This window comes from Leifsonia sp. NPDC080035, from assembly GCF_040050925.1.
Lineage (GTDB): Bacteria > Actinomycetota > Actinomycetes > Actinomycetales > Microbacteriaceae > Leifsonia.
Genome location: NZ_CP157390.1, coordinates 1,533,998 through 1,550,558, shown reverse-complemented (window position 1 = coordinate 1,550,558; position 16,561 = coordinate 1,533,998). Strand labels below are relative to the sequence as shown.

Annotated in this window: 19 protein-coding genes and 1 riboswitch; of the genes, 9 read left to right on the top strand and 10 right to left on the bottom strand. The window is 71.8% G+C overall.

Annotated features, from left to right (window positions below; genetic code table 11):
• Window positions 1-37: 37 nt before the first annotated feature.
• Complete coding sequence (locus AAME72_RS07650; RefSeq protein WP_348789642.1) at window positions 38-1,225, bottom strand: MFS transporter; 1,188 nt, start codon at window positions 1,223-1,225, stop codon at window positions 38-40.
• Between the two features lie 116 nt (window positions 1,226-1,341).
• Between AAME72_RS07650 and AAME72_RS07645 the strand changes: the two genes are divergently transcribed.
• Window positions 1,342-1,794, top strand: coding sequence for a MarR family transcriptional regulator (locus tag AAME72_RS07645; protein ID WP_348789641.1), 453 nt, complete (start codon window positions 1,342-1,344; stop codon window positions 1,792-1,794).
• 7 nt (window positions 1,795-1,801) lie between these two features.
• Here the strand turns inward: AAME72_RS07645 and AAME72_RS07640 are convergent, their stop codons facing one another.
• A complete protein-coding gene (locus AAME72_RS07640; protein ID WP_348789640.1) occupies window positions 1,802-2,308 on the bottom strand; it encodes a hypothetical protein in 507 nt (168 codons plus the stop codon).
• 69 nt (window positions 2,309-2,377) lie between these two features.
• On the opposite strand from AAME72_RS07640, the gene AAME72_RS07635 reads away from it, so the two are divergent.
• Complete coding sequence (locus tag AAME72_RS07635) at window positions 2,378-2,731, top strand: nuclear transport factor 2 family protein (RefSeq protein WP_348789639.1); 354 nt, start codon at window positions 2,378-2,380, stop codon at window positions 2,729-2,731.
• Here AAME72_RS07635 and crcB read toward each other — a convergent pair.
• The 3 genes from crcB to AAME72_RS07620 form a co-directional block, all read right to left on the bottom strand.
• Complete coding sequence (gene crcB, locus AAME72_RS07630) at window positions 2,728-3,102, bottom strand: fluoride efflux transporter CrcB (protein ID WP_348789638.1); 375 nt, start codon at window positions 3,100-3,102, stop codon at window positions 2,728-2,730. The two genes, AAME72_RS07635 and crcB, sit on opposite strands and share 4 nt — an antisense overlap.
• Window positions 3,099-3,536 (bottom strand): CrcB family protein, encoded by a 438-nt coding sequence (locus tag AAME72_RS07625; protein ID WP_348789637.1) that lies wholly within the window; start codon window positions 3,534-3,536, stop codon window positions 3,099-3,101. The genes crcB and AAME72_RS07625 overlap by 4 nt, the downstream gene beginning before the upstream one ends.
• Window positions 3,537-3,556: 20 nt before the next feature.
• A riboswitch (Fluoride riboswitch) is annotated at window positions 3,557-3,641 on the bottom strand.
• Window positions 3,642-4,166 (bottom strand): universal stress protein, encoded by a 525-nt coding sequence (locus tag AAME72_RS07620; protein ID WP_348789636.1) that lies wholly within the window; start codon window positions 4,164-4,166, stop codon window positions 3,642-3,644.
• Between the two features lie 108 nt (window positions 4,167-4,274).
• On the opposite strand from AAME72_RS07620, the gene AAME72_RS07615 reads away from it, so the two are divergent.
• From AAME72_RS07615 to AAME72_RS07595, 5 genes are all read left to right on the top strand, one after another.
• The gene (locus tag AAME72_RS07615; protein WP_348789635.1) at window positions 4,275-4,706 is read left to right on the top strand and encodes a phage holin family protein; all 432 of its coding nucleotides are present in this window, start codon (window positions 4,275-4,277) and stop codon (window positions 4,704-4,706) included.
• Window positions 4,703-4,906 carry a DUF3618 domain-containing protein gene (locus AAME72_RS07610; RefSeq protein ID WP_348789634.1) on the top strand — a complete coding sequence of 68 codons (204 nt, stop codon included), beginning with the start codon at window positions 4,703-4,705 and terminating at the stop codon, window positions 4,904-4,906. Before AAME72_RS07615 ends, AAME72_RS07610 begins: the two co-directional genes overlap by 4 nt.
• Window positions 4,896-5,876 carry a YihY/virulence factor BrkB family protein gene (locus AAME72_RS07605; RefSeq protein WP_348789633.1) on the top strand — a complete coding sequence of 327 codons (981 nt, stop codon included), beginning with the start codon at window positions 4,896-4,898 and terminating at the stop codon, window positions 5,874-5,876. Before AAME72_RS07610 ends, AAME72_RS07605 begins: the two co-directional genes overlap by 11 nt.
• Window positions 5,877-5,945: 69 nt before the next feature.
• The gene (locus AAME72_RS07600; protein WP_348789632.1) at window positions 5,946-6,278 is read left to right on the top strand and encodes a YciI family protein; all 333 of its coding nucleotides are present in this window, start codon (window positions 5,946-5,948) and stop codon (window positions 6,276-6,278) included.
• 23 nt (window positions 6,279-6,301) lie between these two features.
• Window positions 6,302-6,961, top strand: coding sequence for an NUDIX domain-containing protein (locus AAME72_RS07595; RefSeq protein ID WP_348789631.1), 660 nt, complete (start codon window positions 6,302-6,304; stop codon window positions 6,959-6,961).
• A 17-nt stretch (window positions 6,962-6,978) separates the two neighbouring features.
• On the opposite strand, the gene AAME72_RS07590 is transcribed toward AAME72_RS07595, so the two are convergent.
• Entirely contained in the window at window positions 6,979-7,599 is a 621-nt protein-coding gene (locus tag AAME72_RS07590) for a LysE family translocator (RefSeq protein WP_348789630.1), read from the bottom strand.
• Window positions 7,600-7,682: 83 nt separating this feature from the next.
• Here AAME72_RS07590 and AAME72_RS07585 point away from each other — a divergent pair, with 83 nt between their 5' ends.
• Both AAME72_RS07585 and AAME72_RS07580 read left to right on the top strand, forming a co-directional pair.
• On the top strand, window positions 7,683-8,138 hold the full coding sequence (locus AAME72_RS07585; protein WP_348789629.1) for an Lrp/AsnC family transcriptional regulator: 456 nt from the start codon (window positions 7,683-7,685) through the stop codon (window positions 8,136-8,138).
• A gap of 290 nt (window positions 8,139-8,428) precedes the next feature.
• On the top strand, window positions 8,429-9,604 hold the full coding sequence (locus AAME72_RS07580) for an RtcB family protein (RefSeq protein ID WP_348789628.1): 1,176 nt from the start codon (window positions 8,429-8,431) through the stop codon (window positions 9,602-9,604).
• A 60-nt stretch (window positions 9,605-9,664) separates the two neighbouring features.
• Here the strand turns inward: AAME72_RS07580 and AAME72_RS07575 are convergent, their stop codons facing one another.
• From AAME72_RS07575 to AAME72_RS07560, 4 genes are all read right to left on the bottom strand, one after another.
• On the bottom strand, window positions 9,665-10,810 hold the full coding sequence (locus tag AAME72_RS07575; RefSeq protein ID WP_348789627.1) for a hypothetical protein: 1,146 nt from the start codon (window positions 10,808-10,810) through the stop codon (window positions 9,665-9,667).
• A gap of 259 nt (window positions 10,811-11,069) precedes the next feature.
• Window positions 11,070-12,788 (bottom strand): hypothetical protein, encoded by a 1,719-nt coding sequence (locus AAME72_RS07570; RefSeq protein WP_348789626.1) that lies wholly within the window; start codon window positions 12,786-12,788, stop codon window positions 11,070-11,072.
• Window positions 12,785-13,441 carry a response regulator transcription factor gene (locus tag AAME72_RS07565; RefSeq protein ID WP_348789625.1) on the bottom strand — a complete coding sequence of 219 codons (657 nt, stop codon included), beginning with the start codon at window positions 13,439-13,441 and terminating at the stop codon, window positions 12,785-12,787. The genes AAME72_RS07570 and AAME72_RS07565 overlap by 4 nt, the downstream gene beginning before the upstream one ends.
• 119 nt (window positions 13,442-13,560) lie before the next feature.
• Window positions 13,561-16,554 (bottom strand): glycoside hydrolase family 38 C-terminal domain-containing protein, encoded by a 2,994-nt coding sequence (locus AAME72_RS07560; RefSeq protein ID WP_348789624.1) that lies wholly within the window; start codon window positions 16,552-16,554, stop codon window positions 13,561-13,563.
• Between the last annotated feature and the right edge of the window lie 7 nt (window positions 16,555-16,561).

The window sequence follows — 16,561 nt, the reverse complement described above, 5'->3', positions numbered from 1 at the left end:
CGAGCCGTTCGAGACATCGCCGAGTGTACGCCGCGGTCTAGTGCACAGGAAGGGTCTCTTCCTCGCGCACCGGGGAGCGACGACGGAGCCGCGCCGCGGCCAGCGCGACCACGACGATCGCGGCGGCGGTCATCCCCGCGCCCACCCACAGGGGCGACGCGTAGCCGAGACCCGCCGAGATGGTGAGACCGCCGAGCCAGGCGCCCAGCGCGTTCCCCACGTTGAAGGCGGCGATGTTCGCCCCGGACGCGAGCGTCGGGGCGTGCTCGGCCGAACTGAGCACCCGCAGCTGCAGCGCGGGTACGGTCGCGAAGCCGGCGGCGCCCATCAGGACGAGCGCGATCACGGCAGCGACGGGGATGGCGGCCACCAGCGCGAAGACGCCGAGCACGACAGTGAGCACCGCGAGCACGGCGATCAGCGTGCCGTCCACCGACCGGTCCGCCAGCCGCCCGCCGAGCGCGTTGCCCGCGAACAGGCCGAGGCCGAACAGGATGAGCAGCCACGGCACCGCACCGGAGGGGAACCCCGAGAGCCCGGTGAGTGTGTACGCGATGTAGGTGAACGCCCCGAACATTCCACCGAAGCCGAGCGTGGTCGCCGCCAGCGAGAGCCACACCTGACCGGACCGGAAGGCGCCGAGCTCGGTCCGCAGCCCCGGCCCCGCGGATGCGCCGCGCTCCTCGCGCGGGACGAGCAGTGCGACGCCGGCCAGGGCGATCACGCCGATCGCGGTGATCGCCCAGAACGTCGAGCGCCAGCCGAGCGCCTGGCCGAGCAGGGTGCCGAACGGGACGCCGAGCACGTTCGCCGCGGTCAGGCCGGTGAACATGATGGCGATGGCGCGCGCCTGCTTGTCGGCGGCGACCATCCCTGCGGCGACGACGGAGCCGATGCCGAAGAACGCGCCGTGGCAGAGGGCGGCGAGGATGCGGCCCCCCAGCATCACGCTGTAGCTGGGTGCCACGGCGGAGAGGGCATTGCCGAGGATGAAGAGCACCATCAGCCCGAGCAGCGCCGCCTTGCGCGGCAGCCGGGTGGCGGCCGCGGTGAGGCCGACGGCGCCGACCGCCACGGCGAGCGCGTAGCCGGAGATCAGCCAGCCGGCGGCGGCGGCATCGACATGGAAGTCGGCGGCGACCTCGGGCAGCAGCCCGGCGATGACGAACTCGGTCAGACCGATGCCGAATCCGCCCAGGGCGAGGGCGATCAGGCCAGCAGGCATGCAGAACTCCTGTGAATCTCGGGGCGGAAGCCGGTGACGCGTATCCTGTTAGTTGCAGGCGCGCCATAAATAGTTGCACGTGCAATTAGATTGCGCAACCCGAACGAGGAGGACCCGTGGGAATCGCCGACGACGCCGTCGAGGTACGCGCACAGGGCTGGCGGACGCTCGCCGCTCTGCACGACTTCATCGAGACCGCACTCGAGCGCGCGCTCACCCGCGAAGCGGGGCTCTCCGTCGTCGAGTACACGGTGCTCGACGCGCTCGATCGACAGGACGGCTGGCACATGCGGATGCAGCAGCTCGCCCGCGCGAGCGCGCTCAGCCCGAGCGCAACCACCCGGCTCGTCAACCGGCTCGAGGAGCGCGGCCTGCTCACGCGCGTCGACTGCCTGGACGACCGGCGCGGCATCTACACCGAGCTGACCGGCGGCGGCCACGCACTCCTCGATCAGGCCCGCCCCGTGCACGACGCCGCCCTCGCGGGAGCGCTCGACGAGGCCCACGGCATCCCCGAGCTCGCGCCGCTGCTCGACGCGCTGCCGCAGCTGGCGCTCGCCGCCCGCTGACGACGCCTCAGCGCAGGACCTCGACCAGCGCGATCCACGAGAACAGCACGGTCGTCACGATCGCGAGCATCGTCCCGACCGCGACGAACACCAGCCCCAGCGCGGCGAGCCCCGCACCTCCGAGGAGCAGGACGCCCGCGGCGAGATCGAACACCAGCGGGAGGCCGAAGAGCGCGATGCGCTCCGCATCCCACCGGCCGTACCCGGTCGCGGCGGAGTCACGCCGGATCGCGACGGCCGACCGCACCGCGACGATCCCGCAGAGAGCCGTACCGGCGAGCACCTGGATGCCGAAGCCCCAGGTGAGCTGCCCCGGGATGAGCGCGGCACAGCTGAGCACGACGCCGAGGATCAGTGTCGCGATCGACGCGCCGGCGCGAGCGGCGAGCCCACGGGACTCGGCGATCTGGCGGATGTTCACGGACAGCGCGACGATGAGCAGGCCGCCGAGCGCCGCTCCCGCACCCGCGACGGCGACGTTGAACTCGGACCACTCCCGGAAGATGCCGTCCATGGGCACAGCGTAACCGCGGCGGGCGCCGCAGTCTGGTGGGTCCACCCGAGGAGGGCGTATAACGGGGGCATGGCCGACGCGATCACCACCTGGATCGACCGTTATCGACGCGCGTGGGAGTCGAACGACCCCGACGACATCCGCGCTCTCTTCACCGAGGACGCGAGCTACCGCACCGAACCGTTCGCCGAGCCGTGGGACGGCCACCTGGAGATCGTCGAAGGCTGGCTCGACGCGCAGGACGAGCCGGGGGCGGCGGAGTTCGAGTGGCGGCTGGCGGGCCGGGACGGCGAGACGTACTTCGTCGAGGGCGTGACCGACTACGCGGACGGCCCGACCTACAGCAACCTGTGGGTCGTCGTGCTCGCCCCCGACGGGCGCGCGCAGGAGTTCACCGAGTGGTGGATGGACCAGGAGGCCTAGAGGCCGCCCAGCCACAGCCCCAGCCCCGCCGCGGCGAGCGCGAGGACGAGCATCCCGACGCCGTTGAAGAGCGCCGCACGGTACCGGCGCTGCTGCGCGAGGCGGACGGTCTCGTAGCTCGCCGTGCTGAACGTGGTGTAGCCGCCGAGGAAGCCGGTGCCGAGGATCGCGCGCCACTCCGCCGGGAGGCCGTGGGCCAGCGCGAGGCCGGTCACCAGCCCGAGCAGGAACGACCCCGTCACGTTGATGACGGTCGTCCCCAGCGGATACGAGACGGCCACCCTGCTGCGCAGCACGCCGTCGAGGACGAGGCGCGCCACCGCACCGACTCCGCCGGCGGCCGCGACGGCGATCACGAGGAGCGGCGTCACGCGCGCGCCGCCTTCCGCCGGCCGAGCGCCGAGGCCAGCGCGATCCCGGCGACGGACGCCAAGGCTCCGACCACGATCGTCGCAACCGCGTAGACGATGCCGCCGGCCAGGTTGTCGGCGGCGAACAAGCCATCGGTGTCGACGGCGAACGAACTGTACGTGGTGAACCCGCCGAGCACGCCCGTTCCGCAGAGCAGCCGCAGGTCCCGGCGGCGACCCTCGTCAGGTCCGCGCAGCGCCAGAGCCTGCAGCAGCCAGCCGAGCACGAACGCGCCGAGCACGTTGATCCCGAGCGTGATCACCGGGACGCCGAGCAGCGGAGGGATCGCGACCGACAGCAGGTAGCGCACCGTCGTGCCGACGGCCCCGCCGACGAAGACGAGCAGCACGGAACGCCAGTGCAGGTGCACGGGCACGGGGGGTCTCGCGGACACGGATCAGCCACCCTTCGAGAAGAAGCGCAGGAACTATCAGCGACCGTCGCGGTTCGTGCCGAGCCTCTGCGGCCGGCCCCGGCGAGATCCATCGCCGCCCTGCCACTATACCGGCGGGTCCTCCCAGGGCAGCTTCTCCCCGCCCTCGACCGGAGCGAGGGGCACCACGACCACCGGTCGGTGCTGACGGTGCGCCAGGTGCACCGCGACGGAGCCGTTGAAGAACTCCCGGACGCTGCCACGCAGCCCCGCCTCGCGCGTTCCGACGACGATGTATCGCGCATCCATCTGGTCGGCCAGCCTGGCGAGCGCCCACGCCGGATCGCCCGCGAGCTGCGTGAGCGTGAACGGGACGCCGCGCCCAGCGAGGGTCTCGCGGATGCGCGCCTCGAGTTCCGGGTCGAACGTGTCGTCCTCGGTCTCCGGCAGGTCCGGGTCGTACGGCAGCGCGACGACGGTCCCATCGACGTAGCTCGAGACCAGGTAGCGGTTCGGATCGACGTTCGCGCAGACGAGGGGGACGTCGAGATCGTCCGCCAGCCGCGCCGCCTGATCGAGGACCGTCACTGGCTGGCCCGGCACAACCGCGACGAGGATCCCACCCGCTCCGACGCTCGGATTGCCGCTCATGCCCCTAGTGTGCACCATCGCCCGCCCACGGTCGCCATACGGATCGGCCCCTTGGCGGGTCCGCTGGGCTGGGGGTACGGTCGGGCGAGAGAAGGGAGACAGCCGGACATGACCGACGAAAAGCCTCCGCTCCCCCGCGAGCGCCGCCGGACCACCCGGGGGTTGCGCCCGCTGCCCGAGCTGACCCGCGACGCGATCGCACAGATCAAGCGACTGCTCGCGGGCGAGATCGCCCTGTTCAAGGCCGAGATGGCCGCCAAGGCGAAGGCCGCCGGGATCGGCGCCGGCCTCCTCGTCGGTGCGCTCGTCTTCCTGTTCTTCGCGTTCGGCGTGCTGATCACCGCCGCCGTCTTCGCGTTCGCCCTCATCGTGCCCGGCTGGCTGGCGGCGCTGATCGTGGCCGGCATCCTGATCGTGATCGCCGTGATCGCCGCCCTGATCGGACGCGCCAGCCTGAAACGCGGGATGCCTCCCGTTCCCGACGACCTCGGATCCGAGCTGAAGGCCGACGCCCGCGCGCTGAAAGGGGAGCAGCAGTGACCGCCAAGGGGATGAACACCCTCAAGCTCGAACTCGAGGACACCCGCGCCGAGCTGGCATCGACGCTCGACGACCTCTTCGCCACCTTCAACCCGCGCGTGCAGATCCGGTCGCATCCCGTGGTGTTCGCCGGCATCTTCCTGGCGATCGCCGGCGGCGCCGCCGCGATCGTGTGGCGGGGGATCTCGCGTGGCCGCTGAGGTTCCCTGGTACCGCCTGCCCTGGGGCTACATCCTGAAGCGCACGATGCGCAGCTTCGGTCAGGACGCCTGCACCGACCTCGCGGCCGGACTCACCTATTTCGGTGTGCTCGCGCTGTTCCCCGCGATGATCGCCCTGGTCAGCATCCTGGGCCTGGTCGGCCAGAGCCAGCAGGGCATCGATGCGCTGTTCGGGATGGTCGACGAACTCGCGCCGGGGATGCTCGCGGTGGTCAAGGGCCCGATCGAGAACCTGGCCTCCTCCCCTGCGACGGGCTGGGCGCTGGTGATCGGCGCGGTCGGTGCGATCTGGTCCGCGTCCGGGTACGTCGGCGGCTTCGGCCGCGCGCTGAACCGGGTGTACGGGGTGAAGGAGGGCCGGTCCGCGTTCGCGCTGCGACCGGTGCAGCTCGGCGTCACCCTGGCCGCGCTCGTCCTCATCGCCGTGGTGGCGATCCTGCTCGTCGTCTCCGGGCCGATCGCCGAGGCGATCGGCCGGCTCATCGGCCTGGGCGAGGCGGCGCAGGTGGCGTGGTCCATCCTGCGCTGGCCGGTCGTGATCTTCGCGCTCGTGCTTCTCGTGGCTCTGCTGTACACGGCGACGCCGAACGTCAAGCAGCCGAAGTTCCGCTGGCTCACGCCGGGATCGTTCGTGGCGATCATCCTGCTCGGCATCGCCTCCGCCCTGTTCGCCTTCTACGTGGCGAACTTCGGCAGCTACAACAAGACCTACGGCGCGCTCGCCGGCATCATCGTCTTCCTGCTGTGGATCTGGATCGCCAACGTCGTCCTGCTGCTCGGCGCAGAACTGGACAGTGAGATCGAGCGCGCACGGGAGCTGGTGCACGGCGTGGTGGCCGAACGTCGGCTCGCCCTGCCGCTGAAGTCGGACGCGGCGATCGTGAAGGCGGTCGACGCCGACGCCGCCGACATCCTCGCCGCCCGTGCGATCCGCCGCCGCTACCGCTGACGTGTCGAAAACCGGCGTGGCCGTTCGACGCAGGGGTGACGGAACGAACGACCAACGAGAGGAACGACCATGCCTCAGTTCGCGATCATCATCTACGCAGACGGCCACGAAGGCACGCCGGAGGAGCTCGCCGAGCACGACCGCCACTCCGAGGACCTCATCCGCGAGGGCGCGCTCACGGGCGCGTTCGCGCTCGCGGCGAAGAGCGCGGCGAAGGCCGTCCGCCAGGACGGCGTGACCGACGGCCCCTTCACCGAGACGAAGGAGCTCATCGCCGGTATCGGCATCGTCGAGGCGGACGACCTGGATGCGGCGCTCGCCATCGCGCGGCGCAACCCGGCCACCTGGCAGGGCGCCGGCGTGGAGGTCCGTGAGGTGATCGGCTCGTACATCCGGCCGTGAGCTTCGCCGGATAGGCTCGCGCCATGAGCGACGAGCGTCCCGGCCACGACCATCCCGACGGCAGGGGGCGCACCGGCCTCCATCGGACCGGGCGCGACCTCTCCGGTAACGCGGACGTCCGCGTCACGGATGTGGAGGTCGTCTCCGACGGCTGGCACGTGCTGCGCCGAACGACCTTCGACTACCGCGGGCGCGACGGCGCGTGGACGACGCAGTCGCGGGAGACCTACGACCGCGGCAACGGCGCGACCGTGCTGCTCTACGACCCGGAGGCGCGGACGCTGCTGTTGACCCGGCAGTTCCGCTTCCCCGCCTACGTCAACGGCCACCCCGACGGGATGCTCGTCGAGACCGCCGCCGGCCTCCTGGACGGCGACGCGCCCGAGGAGGCGATCCGGCGGGAGGCCGCGGAGGAGCTCGGCGTGCGGATCGGCGAGCTCGAGCACCTGTTCGACCTCTACATGAGCCCGGGCTCCGTGACGGAGCGTGTGCATTTCTACGCGGCGCCGTACCGGCCGGCGGACATCGTCGGCGGGGGCGGCGTCGCAGACGAGGGCGAGGAGATCGAGGCGGTCACGATCGGCTACGACGAGGCGCTCGGGATGATCGCCGACGGCCGGATCGCCGACGGCAAGACGGTGATCCTTGTGCAGTGGGGGGCGCTCACGCTGTTCACGCGCTGACGGGGGCCTTCAGCCCTTCAGCCCTGGAGGAACCGCTCGACCAGCAGGGCGGTGCCGATGAGCACCATGGCCGCACCGGACACCTTCGCGACGACGGCGAGGGCGCGCGGCCGGGTGCGCAGGATGCGCCGCGCGAGCACCGCGACGAGCGAGTAGATCACCGCGCAGTCGACGAGGTGCAGGGCGCCGAGCACGAGCATCTGCGCGGCGGCGGGCATCCCCACCGGGCTCGTGAACTGCGGCAGCAACGCCAGCAGGAGCAGCAGGCCCTTCGGGTTGAAGCCGCTGACGCCCGCGCCGCGGAGGAATTGCGCCGTCGCGCTCCCGGCGATCGGCTCGCCGTGCGGGCCGACCGGCTCCGCCCGGCGCACGAGCGCGTTCATCCCGAGCCAGATGAGGTACGCGGCGCCGCCGAGCGTCAGGACGGTGAGCACCAGCGGGTAGCGCGTGACCAGCGCCCCGACGCCCACCGCGACCGCGGCGACGAGCACGGCGTAGGCGGACAGCATCCCGAGGAGCGTCGGCGCGAACGACCGGGCGCGCAGGCCCGCGGTGATCACATACGCCCAGTCGGCGCCCGGCGTCAGCGCGAGCAGCACGGCGAGCGTCCAGAACTGGGCGACGAGCGAGGGGTCCATGGTGGACGAAGGTACGCGAAGATCCGCGCAAAGTGCTTCGATAAATGTGGGCCGGCGCGCGGTTGTGTAGGAGAATCTTCCGCATGGACAGCCTCGACCGCAAGATTCTCTCCGCGCTTCAGGAGGACGGCCGGATCAGCGTCACCGAACTCGCCTCGCGCGTCGGCCTGAGCCTCTCCGCGTGCCACCGCCGCGTGCGCGAGCTGGAGCAGTCGGGTGTCATCGAGCACTACCGCGCGGTGGTCTCCCCCGCCGCCGTCGGCCTGACCTTCGAGGCGATCGTCTTCGTGACGATCAGCCGGACCGATCCCGACACCGTCGGCGCATTCGAGGAGGCGGTGGTCGCGATCCCGAACGTCGTCCAGGCGGAGCGGCTGTTCGGCGACCCCGACTACATGCTGCGCGTGCTCACGCCGGACCTCGCGGCGTACCAGGAGCTCTTCGACGGCGCGCTCGGAAGCCTTCCGGGCATCCAGCGGGTCTCCTCCACCCTCGTGATGAAGCGCCTCGGTTCGAGTCCATCGGTCCCGCTGCCCTGAATCCACCCTGGACGCCGGCCGTGCGTGCCGTGTAGAGTCTGGAATCCTGCGCCGACCGGCGCAGACGGCCCCGAGCAGTGCTCACGACGGAAGGGATCAGGATGCGAGACCTCGCGAACCTGAAGCGCTATCAGCGCGCCCTCCGCCGCGGCGAGCGCTCGCGGGGTCTGTAGCACCGCATCCACGGATGCCGCTCAGCCCCGGCCGTTCACCCGGGGCTGTCCTCTCGTCCTCCCGTCCTCTCGGGGTTCGCGGACCGTCCCGGACCATCGAGAAGAGACGAAAGGACAATGGAGAGAATCTCGAACCGCCTGCTCAACTGGGCCTCCCTGCTGGAGGACAGCACTAGGGACCAGGCGGTCGCCACCTCGCGGATGCCGTTCATCCACCCGCACGTCGCCCTGATGCCGGACGCGCATCTCGGCCTCGGCGCGACGGTCGGATCGGTCATCCCCACCCTCGGCGCGGTCATGCCGGCTGCCGTGGGGGTCGACATCGGCTGCGGCATGATCGCCGTGCGCACGCAGTTGACCCGCGCGGACATCGCGGCGGCACGCGCGCCGCTGTCGGACCTGCGCCGCTCCATCGAGCGGGCGATCCCGCTCTCTGCGGGCGGCAAGAACAATCGCGTCGTCGCGACGGCCGAGCCGCGCGTGGACGAGCTGACCGCGATGGCCGCGGCAGCCGGATTCGACCCCGCGAGCCACGTGAAGGACTGGCAGCGCCAGCTCGGCTCGCTCGGTTCCGGCAACCACTTCATCGAGGTGAGCCTGGACGAGGACGACAACCTGTGGCTGTTCCTGCACAGCGGGTCACGCGGCGTCGGCAACCGGATCGCCGGACACCACATCCAGGTCGCGCGCTCGCTGATGACGAAGTGGTGGATCGACCTGCCGGACAAGGACCTCGCCTACCTGGTGGAGGGCACGGCCGAGTTCGACGCGTACATCGCGGAGCTGCGTTGGGCACAGCACTTCGCGCTGCTGAACCGCGAGGAGATGATGGACCGCGTCGTCCGCCAGACGTCCGAGCATCTGGGGCGTCCGGTGGAGGAGCGGGAGCGGATCAACTGCCACCACAACTTCACGGAGCGCGAGCATCACTTCGGCAAGGACGTGTGGGTGTCCCGCAAGGGTGCGATCTCTGCGCGCGCCGGGCAGCTCGGTCTGATCCCGGGCTCGATGGGCACGGCATCGTACGTCGTCGCCGGGCTCGGCAACCCGCTCGCCCTGGAGTCCTCGCCGCACGGTGCCGGGCGTCAGTACTCGCGCTCGGCGGCCAGGAGGACGTTCACCATCGAGCAGCTGCGCGAGGCGATGGCCGGCATCGAGTTCCGGGACACCGAGGCGTTCCTGGACGAGATTCCGCAGGCGTACAAGCCGATCGATCGGGTGATGGCCGACGCGGCGGACCTGGTCGAGATCCGGCACACCCTGCGTCAGATCGTCAACGTCAAGGGCGACTGATGCGGATCCGGGGTCGCGTCGCTACTGCGGCGCGGCCTCGGTGCGCTCTACGCGGGCGGCTCAGCCGTAGCGGAGGGTGGCGCCATCCGACTTGAGGAAGTCGATGTGGACGTGGTTGCAGGTGTCGCTGAACGGCTTGAAGTTGTCGAGGCCGATCGAGGGGCGGCACTCGATCTGGCCGAGGCCGGTGCCGTTCGGGACCAGCGGGTCGAGGATGTGGATGAGCTGGAGCGACATCTCGTCGCCGCCGGTGAGCGCACGGCCGTTCAGCAGATAGAAGTCGACCGCGTGGCCGCCGCCGTCCGCATAGTGCGCGGACTCGGTGCCCGCGCCCTCGATCTGGCCGGTGCAACGACGGTTGATGTCGCTGACGCCGACCTGGCTGAAGTTGTCCAGCGCGACGGAGATCGCCTGCAGAACCCGGTAGTCCACTCCGCAGCCGGGGACGACCTTGCCCTCGGCGAGGTTCGCGATCTCGGGGATGTGGTTGGGCGTCGAGCCGACGAGCCGGCCGGACGCGACGGCGCCCATCAGCTGCACGGCGAGCGCCTGGACGGTGGGTGAGACGGAGTCGTTGGTGGTCGCGTCGAGCGCGGCGGGGCTCTCCTCGATACTGAGGCCTTCGCGGGCGACGACCTGCGCGACCGTGTTGCTGCCGCCGGTCAGCGTCTGCACCGCGAGCGCGGTCTTGGCGTTGCCGATGGTCGAACCCTCGCCGGTGTACGCGTACGCGGGCAGCGCGGCGGTGCCGAAGAACGCGGTGAGCGCGAGCAGGACGACGGTGTGGAAGCCCCAGCGGCGGCGGTCGCCGACGTGCAGGCGGCGGTAGATCCCGCGACGCGGGTGGCCGGGCTGCGCCGGATCGGCGACGGACGGACCATGTGCGAGCGCTGACTGCGCCTTGGCCGCCTCGGCGCGTGCCGCCTTGATGGCGCGGCGGTCGGGCCGGGCGGGCTTCACGACGACGCGCTGGCGGACCTCGCGCTGGCGGACCTCGGCCTTCCCCCGGCCACGAGAGCGCTCCGCCTCGAGGGCGGCACGACGGCTCAGAGGCGCCGCGGAGGACGCGGGAGCGGCCTCGAGGGAGGCGGCGCTGGTGAAGTCGCTGACCGGATCCGCCGACAGTCCCTGACGCTCATCCACGTCCATGACGACGGGTGCCCGATAGCTGCGCCGGGAGCGCAGAGGGGCAGTGGGCTCGGTCAAACTGTCATCCTGGGGGTCGGGGCGACGGGGGCGCCCACGAGACGGGCGCCAGAGGTACCCAACCATTTCTACCCTATTTCGCCTGGAGGTTCTATCAATGCAGACGAATAGACCCGTGGAAGGGGTGCATACCGCGCGTTCGGGTCGCGCAGAAGCACCCCATCCGCGTTCCGGATCGGATGCGGGTTGCCGATCACCGCGAATCTACGCTGGGCCGCGTGCCGGCGGTCCGATCGGTACGGCTGGTACGACAGCCCGATCAGGGGATGGCGACGGCCAGTTCCACGCGTCCCGCGCCGCTCTCGTGCAGCGTCACCGCGCCGTGCTCGGAGAGCTGACGCAACCCGATCCCCGGCTGTGCGGACGCGAGCGCACCGCCGGAGGTCACGACCACCTCGACGCCCGACGGGCGGTCCGGGCGCACCTCCAGGCTCACCGGAGTGCCGTCGCCGTGTCGCACCGCGTTCGCGAGCCCCTCGGAGATCGCGTCCACGACCGCGGAGGCGCGCGCCGGCTCGCGGAGGCGGTCCCAGACGCCGTCGCCGATCGTGGCGCGCAGGGCGATCGCCGAGCGCCAGCTCTCCACGAGCGCGGCGACGCGGTCGGCCGCGTCCGGCTCGGCGCGCGGGGCGAGCAGCTCGCCGCGGATCCGCTGCACGACGGCGCGCAGATCGGCGGACGCGTCGGCCGGGCCGTCCGGCCTGCCGCTGCCGAGCGCGAGCGCAGCGGCGATCAGCTCGGCCTGGACGCCCGAGTGGAGCAGCCGGGCGAGCGCCGTCCGCTCGTGCGCGTAGTCCGCGCGCATCTGCGCCGCCGACTGGATGTTCGCCTGCAGCGCCGCCTCCAACTCACCCTGGTCCTGCCGGATCCGGGTGGAGAGCGACGCGACGAGCGCCACGCCGACCGCGATGACGCCGTAGGTGGCGGACTCGAACCAGACGAGCCGCGGGTCGTGTCCCATCGCCCGCACGACGACCTCGCTGGTGAGCGACAGCAGCACGCCGATCGCGACGTAGCCGAGCACAAGCACCGGCGAGCGCCAGCGGCGTGGCGTCGTGTCGACCACCTCCACCAGGCCGGCGTTCGCCAGCAGGATCACGGCGAAACCGCAGAACAGCGGCAGCAGGCTGACCAGGATGCCGTACTGCTGGATCGCGAACGGCGTCACCAGCGCGGCGTAGAGCAGTGCCAGCAGCAGCGGCGGAGCGGCGCGCATCCCGCCGAGCACGGAGATCACCCAGTCGCGGTTGGACACGCGCGCGTCCCCGGCTGCCGTGTCCGGCTGGGCGTCGTCGTCCTCGTACAGCCGGTGGCTGACCGGGCGGACGACCTCCTCGGCGAGCGCCCGCAGCAGCCGGGCGGCCTCCGCCGGCTGGATGCCGTGCGCCGTCGCGGACTCGGTGGCGGCGTCGAGCTCGCCGAGCACGTCGTCCACCGCCGAGTCGCGCAGCGAGCGGATGCGCTCGGCGGACCGGTCCGCGTCGCGCGCGGAGGCGGCGCGGGCGGACCGCAGCCGGCGGAACACACCGAGGTGGTCGCGGACGAGGTCCACGGCGGCGGCGATGAGGGCGAACATCGTGACGGTCACGACCACGTTGATCATCACGCGGCCGAACAGGTCCCCCGCCCGCACCGGGATGCCGAGGGCGGCGCCAGAGGCGAGGAACAGGAACGGCCGGACCGCGCCGATGACGGCGAAGATCGCCAGCACGACGTACGGCCGGGCCCGGGCGGCGGTGATCCGCAGCAGCCCGCTTCCGCACAGCAGGAGACCACCGACCGCGGAGTGCTGCAGCGCGGCGACGGCCGCGACCGCCCAGGGGCCGCCCGCGACGTACTGCATCCCGGACATCACCGTGACCGCGAACGGCGCCGTCACGATCCACGTCCACCAGGTGATGGCCGAGGGGCCCGTCGCACGCGCGATCAGCCGGCGGGTGCGCTGCCCCGCGGTCTCGCCACGAGAGCCGGCCGTCATACGCCGGATTCCGGGTCGCCGTAGGTCGCAGTGTAGAGCGTCGCCGCCGCGACGCGCGGGGTGGTGTGCTCTCCCGAGGAGAGACCGAGGGCCTGGAACACGCGCTCGACGCTCTTCTCGACCGCGCGGACCGACACGCCCCGGCGGCGGGCGATCTCGGCGTTGGTCAGGCCGGAGGCGAGCAGCCGGGTCGTCTCCAGCTGGGCGGGGCTCAGCCGCAGCAGCGCGGCCTGAGCGCCGCTGCCCTCGGCCAGCCGTGCGACGGGACGGTCGGAGAGCACGGCCTCCGCCGCGTCCACGAGCTCGTCCACCGACGCGATCGCCCCCTTGTTGACGAACGACGCTCCGGAGACGGTGTCCTTCGCCTGGGCGGCCGCCGCCTCGCGCGAGACGTTGCTGAGGAAGAGGACGGCGATGTGCGGCGAGCGCTCGCGCAGGATGGTGGCGAGCTCCACGCCGTTCGGCCGCGAACCGAGGTCGATGTCGGTGACGAGCAGGTCGGGGTCGGCCTCGTCGACGAGTCGGAGGGCGTCGACCGCCGAGCCGCTCGCCGTGACGTCGAAACCCCTCTGCGCGAAGGCGTCTGCGACGAGGGAGCGCATGAGGGCGTGGTCCTCCACCACCAGCACCCTGCGCCTCCAGCTGTCCCCCACGGGGAAAGACTAACTCGGCGCGGAGACGGCCCAGCACGGGCCGTGCACCCCAATTCGGGAGCACGATCGACGGGTTGCCCGCCCCGGGGTTCGCGCGGCCCGGGGCGGGCGGTCGGGTGTCACCCGCGGACGAACCGCAGGGTGACGAGCTCGAACGGACGCAGCGCCGGCGTGAGCGAGCCGCCGCCGGTCTCGCGCTCCAGCAGATCGGTGCGGACGACGCGGGAGTGCTCGAACGCGGTCGTCAGCGTCGTCGTCGCACGCGCGCCGTGCGCCTCGTACAGCCGGACGACGACGTCGCCGGAGCCGTCCTCCGCCAGCTTGACCGTCTCGATCACGACCGCGGGGTCGCTGGAGACGACCAGCGGCTCCACGGCGGCGGGCGCCGGGCGCTGCGGCAGGTTCAGCCGGTAACCGGTCTCGATGGCCGCGTCGACGTCGCCGACCACGATCGCGGTGCGCAGCGTGTGCTCGCCCTGGTCGGCCTCGGGATCCGGGAACAGCGGAGCGCGCAGCAGCGTCTGGCGCACCAGCGAGTACGTCCCGCCGCCGTCCCGCGGGTGCCGCGTGATGTCGTGGCCGTAGGTGGAGTCGTTGGCGACGCCGACGCCGAAGCCCGGCTCGCCGACGTGCACCCAGCGGTGGGCGCTCGTCTCGAATCGTGCGACATCCCAACTGGTGTTGGTGGTCGTCGGCCGCTCGATGTGCCCGAACTGGATCTCCGAGCGCGCCGACGCGGTGTGCGCGTCGACCGGCACGGCGAGCTTCAACATCCGCTGCCGCTCGTGCCAGTCCACGTGCGTCTCGATGTCGAGCGCCGGCGAGTCGGCCGCGAGCGTGAGCGTCTGCGTCACGGTGGAGGCGCCGAACCGGCGCACGATGCGGAGCGCGACCGCGTCCTCGCTCTCGGTGACCACGTCGATGGTCTCGAGCGCCGTCAGGTCCTCGCCGGAGAGGCGGTACTCGACGTCGACGTCCCACGCGTCCCACTGGGCCGGGGTGTCCCTGAACAGCTGGAGCACGTTCGCGCGCGTGCCCGGCGGCACGGCGTCGCGGCCGCTCGCGGCGTCGACGATCGAGCGGATGAGGCCGTCTCCGTCGACGACGACCGTCACCCGGTCGTTCACGAGCCGGTACGCCTCCCCCTCGCGCTCCAGCCGCACTCCGCCGCTGCGCACGGGAACGCCCGCTCCCCCGGCGGGCACGCCGTCGACGGCGTACGGGGACGCGTTCGCGACGACGCCGTCCTGCCGGCCGCCGTCACCGCCGAGCGCGTCGAGCGCGCGGGCGATGACGCCCTCCAGCGACGCGGCGACCGCGGCGTAGTTCTCGACGGCCTGGTCGTGCACCCAGCCGATCGAGGACCCGGGCAGGATGTCGTGGAACTGCTGCAGCAGCACCGTGCGCCACGCCTCCCGCAGCTCCTCGGCGGGATACTCGGCGCCCGCCCGCACCGCAGCGGTCGCGGCCCACAGCTCCGCCTCGTGCAGCAGCGCCTCGCTGCGCCGGTTGCCGCGCTTCGTGCGCGCCTGGGACGTGTAGGTGCCGCGGTGGAACTCCAGGTACAGCTCGCCCGCCCACACCGGCGCCGGGTCGAACTCGGACCTGGCCGCCTCGAAGAAGGCCGCCGGCGAGGCGACGCGCACGATCGGCGAACCCTCCAGGTCAGCGGTCCTGGCCGCGGCCGCCACCATCTCGCGGGTCGGCCCGCCGCCGCCGTCGCCGAAGCCGAACGGCACCAGCGAGGTGTTCGCGCGTCCCTTGTCCCGGAAGTTCTGCTCGGCGTGCGCCAGTTCCTCGCCCGAGAGGATGGAGTTGTAGGTGTCGACCGGCGGGAAGTGCGTGAAGATGCGCGTCCCGTCGATGCCCTCCCAGTCGAAGGTGTGGTGCGGGAAGGTGTTGACCTCGTTCCAGGAGATCTTCTGCGTCAGGAAGTGGTCCATCCCGGCCTCACGCGCGATCTGCGGCAGCGCTCCGGAGTAGCCGAACGAGTCGGGCAGCCAGACCTCGCGCGGCTCGTAGCCGAACTCCTCGAGGAAGAACCGTTTGCCCTCGACGAACTGCCGCGCCATCGCCTCGGAGCCGGGCATGTTCGTGTCCGACTCCACCCACATCCCGCCGACCGGAACGAAGCGGCCCTCGGCGACCCGCGCCCGGATGCGCTCGAACAGCTCCGGGTAGAACTGCTTCATCCACGCGAACTGCTGAGCCGAGGAGCACGCGAACACGAAGTCAGGGTCCTGGTCCATCAGGTCGAGCACGTTGGAGAAGGTGCGCGCGCACTTGCGGATCGTCTCGCGTACCGGCCACAGCCACGCGGAGTCGATGTGCGCGTGCCCCACCGCGAACACCCGGTGCGCCGTTCCGGCGGCCGGCGAGGCGAGCACGCCGGCCAGAGCCTCGCGGCCTCGGGCGACCGTCGCCGCGACGTCGAACGGATCGACGGCCTCCACGGCCGCCTCGAGCGCCGTGAACAGCGCGGCCCGGCGCGGCGAGGTCTCCGGCAGCACCGCGGCGAGACCGCGGGCCGTGAAGATGTCCTGGATCAGCTCCCACACCTCGCGGTCGCGGTGCACGATGTCCATCCGGCGCAGCGTGTAGATCGGCGCCTGCGACACGGTGCTCTTCCGGCCGACGGGCGTCGGCGCGAACGACCAGTCCGAGCCGACGTCCGGGTTCGCCGCCGCCTCCACGAAGAGCTCGAACGACTCCCCCGGCTTCGCCTGGAGGCGCACGTAGGAGTTGAACGGCTCCAGCGCCTTCAGGATAGTGCCGTCGGTCGCCCAGACCAGGCCCTCCGCCTGGAAGCCGACCTGGCCGGCCGTGAACCCGAGGTCCACCACGAGCTCGACATCGTCGGGAGCGGCATCCCACTCGGCGGGCACCGTCCCTGTCACCTTGAACCACACCGTGCTCCACGGCCGGCCCCACGGACGGCCGACCTCGAACGGGGTGAAGGCGTTCGCCGTCGCCTGCGCGAACGGCACCGGCTCGTCCGGCACCTCCCACGCCTCGATCGACACGGGCACGGCCGCACGCTCGAGCGCCGGGGTGAGCCGCTCGCGCACGAAACGGTCGATCCGCAGCTCGGCGAGCTGGTTCTGCTGGTACAAACGGGTC